8 protein-coding genes and 1 pseudogene are annotated in these 5196 nt (G+C 56.1%); 8 read left to right on the plus strand and 1 reads right to left on the minus strand.

Annotation, left to right across the window (positions count from 1 at the left end):
- The first annotated feature begins 247 nt into the window (after positions 1-247).
- Both ACR1XY_RS24015 and ACR1XY_RS24020 read left to right on the plus strand, forming a co-directional pair.
- Entirely contained in the window at positions 248-586 is a 339-nt protein-coding gene (locus tag ACR1XY_RS24015; RefSeq protein WP_480425797.1) for a hypothetical protein, read from the plus strand.
- A gap of 65 nt (positions 587-651) precedes the next feature.
- Positions 652-960: pseudogene (locus ACR1XY_RS24020) on the plus strand (DUF3768 domain-containing protein); the annotation flags it as partial.
- Positions 961-1215: 255 nt separating this feature from the next.
- Here ACR1XY_RS24020 and ACR1XY_RS24025 read toward each other — a convergent pair.
- Positions 1216-2355, minus strand: coding sequence for an IS110 family RNA-guided transposase (locus ACR1XY_RS24025; RefSeq protein ID WP_480425094.1), 1140 nt, complete (start codon positions 2353-2355; stop codon positions 1216-1218).
- 220 nt (positions 2356-2575) lie between these two features.
- On the opposite strand from ACR1XY_RS24025, the gene ACR1XY_RS24030 reads away from it, so the two are divergent.
- The 6 genes from ACR1XY_RS24030 (at position 2576) to ACR1XY_RS24055 (ending at position 5137) form a co-directional block, all read left to right on the plus strand.
- The gene (locus ACR1XY_RS24030; protein WP_480425795.1) at positions 2576-2902 is read left to right on the plus strand and encodes a hypothetical protein; all 327 of its coding nucleotides are present in this window, start codon (positions 2576-2578) and stop codon (positions 2900-2902) included.
- Positions 2903-2961: 59 nt separating this feature from the next.
- Positions 2962-3249, plus strand: coding sequence for a hypothetical protein (locus ACR1XY_RS24035; RefSeq protein WP_480425616.1), 288 nt, complete (start codon positions 2962-2964; stop codon positions 3247-3249).
- Positions 3242-3559 carry a hypothetical protein gene (locus tag ACR1XY_RS24040; protein WP_480425615.1) on the plus strand — a complete coding sequence of 106 codons (318 nt, stop codon included), beginning with the start codon at positions 3242-3244 and terminating at the stop codon, positions 3557-3559. Before ACR1XY_RS24035 ends, ACR1XY_RS24040 begins: the two co-directional genes overlap by 8 nt.
- Positions 3556-4008 (plus strand): hypothetical protein, encoded by a 453-nt coding sequence (locus ACR1XY_RS24045; RefSeq protein WP_480453296.1) that lies wholly within the window; start codon positions 3556-3558, stop codon positions 4006-4008. The genes ACR1XY_RS24040 and ACR1XY_RS24045 overlap by 4 nt, the downstream gene beginning before the upstream one ends.
- Positions 4005-4553, plus strand: a complete 549-nt coding sequence (locus ACR1XY_RS24050) for a hypothetical protein (RefSeq protein ID WP_480425621.1) — start codon at positions 4005-4007, stop codon at positions 4551-4553. Before ACR1XY_RS24045 ends, ACR1XY_RS24050 begins: the two co-directional genes overlap by 4 nt.
- A 212-nt stretch (positions 4554-4765) precedes the next feature.
- Complete coding sequence (locus ACR1XY_RS24055) at positions 4766-5137, plus strand: hypothetical protein (RefSeq protein ID WP_480425620.1); 372 nt, start codon at positions 4766-4768, stop codon at positions 5135-5137.
- Positions 5138-5196 lie beyond the last annotated feature (59 nt).

The raw sequence follows: 5196 nt of genomic DNA on the forward strand, positions 1-5196 counted from the left end.
CTCCCCCGCGAGCGCGGGTCCCTCCCAAATTTGCCCGATTTCAGCCTGACCACCCCGCCCGGATCAGCTCCGGATTTTTTCCATCGGCCCCCCTCCTTGCGGGGAAAAACGCAGAAGGGGTGCGGGTGGCTGACGTTGGTCCAGCAGGGCGTTTCCTTGCCCTGCTGTGATCGTAACGAAGCAAAAGCGGATAGGTCGGGCGCGCGCTGAACCCGAGTAGACGAATGAAGGGCAAGGAGACAGGAAGATGACGAGGATTTTTTGCGACAATCCGGGAGCGTGCATTGAACCGGATGGGTATGAACTGGACAACGATAGCTGGGAAACCGATTGCCCGGATTGCGGTAAAACAGCTCGCCATCATCATTGGGAAGAGGTCGAAGGCGGAAGCATCAATCAGTATTTCACAATCCGGTGTGAACATTGCGGTCACATCAGCGGCAATGGCCTTGATGCCGATGAGATCGAGTTTGCCCGGTGCCCCTTCGATGTGATCACCGGGGAATTTGAAATGCGTATGGTATGTCTCATGGATGATGTGTTCCGCCGCCTTGATGCCGTTCCCACACGGGTCTGCGGTCGCTGAGAACAGCCATCGCATCCAAAGGAAAAGCAGGCTGAAGGTCAGGGTGTCACTACGGAGATGGAAACATGCCAAACACACCACCCCCGGGAATCGAAACCAACCGCAAACTGCAGGCCAAGTTAATCGCCGCCCAGAATGACCAGTTTCGCCGTGCCCTCATCAATCGCGGTATTCGACGCAAGTGCTATGACGAAGGCATCACCGGCAATCTTGTCTTGTCGCAAAACGTTGAGGCGCGGAGCGCGGAGTTTGTGCGTGCCGCGATAGAGGCCGTGTCCACGTTTTCGACCTTCGACAAAATCAAGGATCCCTACCGCGATCATAGCGATGGAGTGATCAAAATCGAAGGGTGCACACTGTTCTGGAAGATTGATCTGCATGAGGAAATTACATTTTCAAGGCCTTTTCTTTCTTTGCATCGCTGGTTTGGCTCCTCGAATATGCTCACTCCAGTGGCATCGACTTGCATACGGTGGGCGTGTTGCCCGAACCAAATTTCCGTTCACGTTCCCGGAATGGAGCCGCCTTGGTTGGGACCAAACTTCTACAGGGTTTGTGAAGACCATCAATCTTCTCGGTCACTCAACCATCCGGCGTTGCGCGTTATTCTGAAGTTTTGGTATCCCGTTTTACACCTCCGCCTTCAGAACCGCGCCAGACGGGACAAGTCCCGTTTCCACGTATCGCCACAAAGCCACGATGAGCTTGCGGGCAAGAGCCACGATGGCAACTTTCTTTCTCATTCCCGGGCGCTCGGCGGTGTATTTCCGGAACCAGCGCGCAAGGGCACTTTGTGGTTGGTACCGCAGCCAGCACCACGCCAGTTCGATCCCGAGGGTTCGGGCCGGTCGGTTTCCGGCTTTGCTGATGCCCTGGCTTCGCTCCACGTCGCCGCTGGAATAGGGGCTGGGCGTCAGGCCGAGGTAAGACGACAGGTGTCGCCTGTTCTTGAACTCCCGGCCAAACACTTCGGCAGACAGAAGCATCGCGCTGTGCCGTCCAACGCCACGCAGCCCTTCGAGCAGCACGGCCTTTTCGTGTTCCGGGAACTGTTCAGATTCAGTCGCAAGGGCTTCGTCGCGTTCCTCTGCCAGAGCCTTGATCATGTGGTTCGCCAGCTCCAAGCGTTCGAAGGAACGGACGACCTCGCGCATCAGCTGAGGTGGGAAAGGACGGCCATCAGCAGTCTCGAGGCCTTCCAGTCTCTTGCGCCATGTCACCATCGCCGGATTGATGTGCCGAACGCCTTGAAGGGCGAGCAGGGCACGAATGCGATTGATGTGGCCAGTGCGTTCGCTCATCAACCTTTTGCGTTCTCTGTGGAAGCGCTTGGCATCTTCTTCGGCAACGGTTGGAACACGCACCGTGCGGAACGCCTTTCGATCACCGGAGGAATAGTTCTTCAGCAGAACGACCATGCCTTCGGCGTCGACGCGATCTGTTTTGACCCTGCGGGCTTTACGGTTCACGAGGAAGCTCGTGGGATCCACGACCAGCGTCTCGATCCCTTCGTTGGACAGAAGCCGCTGAAGCCAAAAACCATCGTACCCGGTCTCAAAGCAAACGACAGGTCGTTGATCCGCTCCGCAAAGCTCCGTCGCCTCCGCAACAGTCGTTCGAACCAGATCGATCAGTCCCGGCGTATCAAACCCGTCCAGGCGCACAGATTTGATCTTGGCCAAGTGCGGCGCATCAAGCGCCACAAGCCATTTCGATTTGCTCAGATCAATGGCGACAAAGCAGGTCGCAGCAATAGTAGGCGTCATCATCTTGGAAATCTCCACTCCTTAGATTTTGCGCCAAACCTATCCGGTCAGCGCGACCTCCTGCATGGAAACTTCTACGACCTCTATCTCGATCGCGGATCTGAATGTCCCTACGACCCCTCTGTCACTGAGCGCATTCTCACTGTTTTTGAACCCATCGAATACTGAAACCCGACCGGAGCGGAAGCCCCGTGAACCAACAGGGTACGACAGGAGACAACCAATGGCATTCCAAAACGACACCAACAAAGGCAGCGTTGAAAAGATGGTGGTCAGGCTGCGGCGCATCGCGAAATCCGCCGCCTCTAACAGCGCCGATACTGATGCAATGGCAGACATGTTGCGCCCCCTTACCGACGAACTGGCCAAGATGGGCGTTCTGACAGGCGCGGATCAGATGACAGAACCGCAGCCGCCCGAGGTCGCTGCCCTGACAGCTGGTCAACGCGCTGCACTTGTCCTCGCCGATCAGGCATCGCTGAGAGAACTGATGGCTTCGCTCATCGGGCGTCTTGATGCACATGCCGACGCGTTAAAGGAAGCGCCCTGACCGCCCCGGCACTCACCGCAGTCTTACCACCATTCCATACGATTGAAGTGGAGGCACTTATGCAAGTCACCATATTGGATCGCGCCCTGCAGCGCCGCCTTTGGGGCAACGGCTATCAAAGTATCACGCAGATTATCAAAACCGTTGAGATCACCAATACCTGTCCCTTCTGTGGCAAGCCTAGAGGGAAACCGGTGTTTCGACGCTACTGCGAGGATGGTGAGTGGTACGAAATCCAGACATGGGAGAACCCTTGTGGCCATGTCGATATGTACGACGCCGTGATCGAAGAAGCCCGCCAGCTCAAGCTTTCGCAAACCGCTACGAACGGAGGCGATCATGACTGACTTAGCGCCAGGCGACCGCAGCCGCGCCGATCCCATGGGGTGTGGCGTGGATCCGGTCGCGTACGAAAACGACACCCTGCGCGCTCCCACCGATGGCGGTGCTGCACATTGCAAGGGCTTCCTGCTCGAGGACAATCCTTTTCAGAGTGGTCGGGTTGACGACCGTTTGGCCGCAGACTGGGTTCGGGACTGGGAGGCTCGCCATCGGTTCGCGCTCGACAACGGGATGCATGCAGAAGTCGGGCGAGTGGCCTGTCTTCAGCATCTCCGCAATAGTCGCACCCGCTGGCAGGGAGGGATCGAGCCATGAGGTTCAAGATGTGGCCCCGTTTTGCCTTCGAAGACACACCCCGCAAGCGTGCCGCCTTGCGCCGCAAACAGCAGAAGGAACGCGAGGCTTTTCCATTGCTGGCCAATCAGATCGCAGAGCAGCAACCCAGTGAAGATGAGGTTATGTTCAAACGCGCAGTGGATTGGGAACGGCAAGAGAAACGCAGCCGGAAACAACGTGCCGATAAATGGCGTGAGGCAAGGTGTCTCATAGCCGCGTATTCTTCTAATGAAGCAGCCGCACTGCGCCATGCATGGAACTGTGCGCCATACCCCGCCGATCCGGTCTACCTGCTGGGTTTTCTTCATAGGTATTCCATTGGGCGCTTCACCCTTGATACCTTGCCCTTTGATCTCGTTCCGTCAGATCCGCATGGCCACCGTAAGCACCAATCCGAAATATCCGTTCTAAAAGGTCCGATGACATGACTGCAAAATCCACGGCACTTTCAAGGAAGGCCACGCGCATCTGGAAATCGGCCCAGCTCTATGTTGGGTTTCACCGCGACCAGAAGGGCAAGAAACGCGACTCCGCCAAGGTTTGGCCGCCGAAGAACGCAAATGTTACGATCCACCCAAACCCGGCCGAGCAAGAGGCTTTTGTTGTTCTGAAATCAAGCGGCAACAGTTTGTCGGGCGATGTTCAGGTCAAGTTCCGGTCTGACAAGATCATCGCGCGGCGGGACACCGATGACGGTTGGCTGGGTGTGCAGATCGAGCCGATGGCCGTTGTGGTACAGATCGCAGACGGGACGCGGATCAAGGTTTGGTATGATGGCTCTGTGACACGCGCGACGGCAGAGGATCGCACCACAATCGAACTTGATGGATCCGTATTCAAGCGTACCGAGTTCGCGCAGGCCTACATGTCTGGGGACGGTACAGAAATGGGTACCGAAACCGCCACGCACTATGCTTCGATCACAGATAGCGGAGTGCAATCCTCGCTCGACGATGACTGGCAGCCGGAGTGAAGGATTTTGGCGGAGTCAGTGTTGCAACCAAGTAGAAATGTCACCGGGTTTGCAAAGCAGAAGTGTCACCACAGAGCGCGACGGAAGCAAGGCTTAGCAGCCCGGCGACCTCAGATATCGCAGGGCTGAAAAGCCTTGCGGGGGTCAGCGGAAGGCTTTGGTCTTTCGGCTATGCCTCGACAAGTGACCAATGATTGGTTTGAGTGCACCGTGTGAATGATCTTTCCGCTACTCTGCTTCTTACCTATTCGGTAACAACGGTCCTGAAGCTGCTTTTGATATGGTTTTTGCTGAAAATGCTCGACCGTTTCACGAACGCGGGACTTGTTGTTTTGTTTGGTTTGTCGGTTTGTCTGTATCACGCGCAGGCAATTTATCGCGGCAAGTTACTATGTGACGATCCGCGTGGCTGGGTCGACTTTCCGGATCTTCCCGCGGCTGTGAACTGGGTTATCTCAGCACGCGATTGCCCCGCACCTATTGGTCAACCCTTTGATTGGGTATTTTTTAACATCACCGGTCCGATCTCGATTGCTGTGACTGTACTGCTGGTTCTACGACCTCTATCTCGATCGCGGATCTGAATGTCCCTACGACCCCTCTGTCACTGAGCGCATTCTCACTGTTTTTGAACCCATCGAAT

This window comes from Ruegeria sp. AD11(2025), from assembly GCF_056542405.1.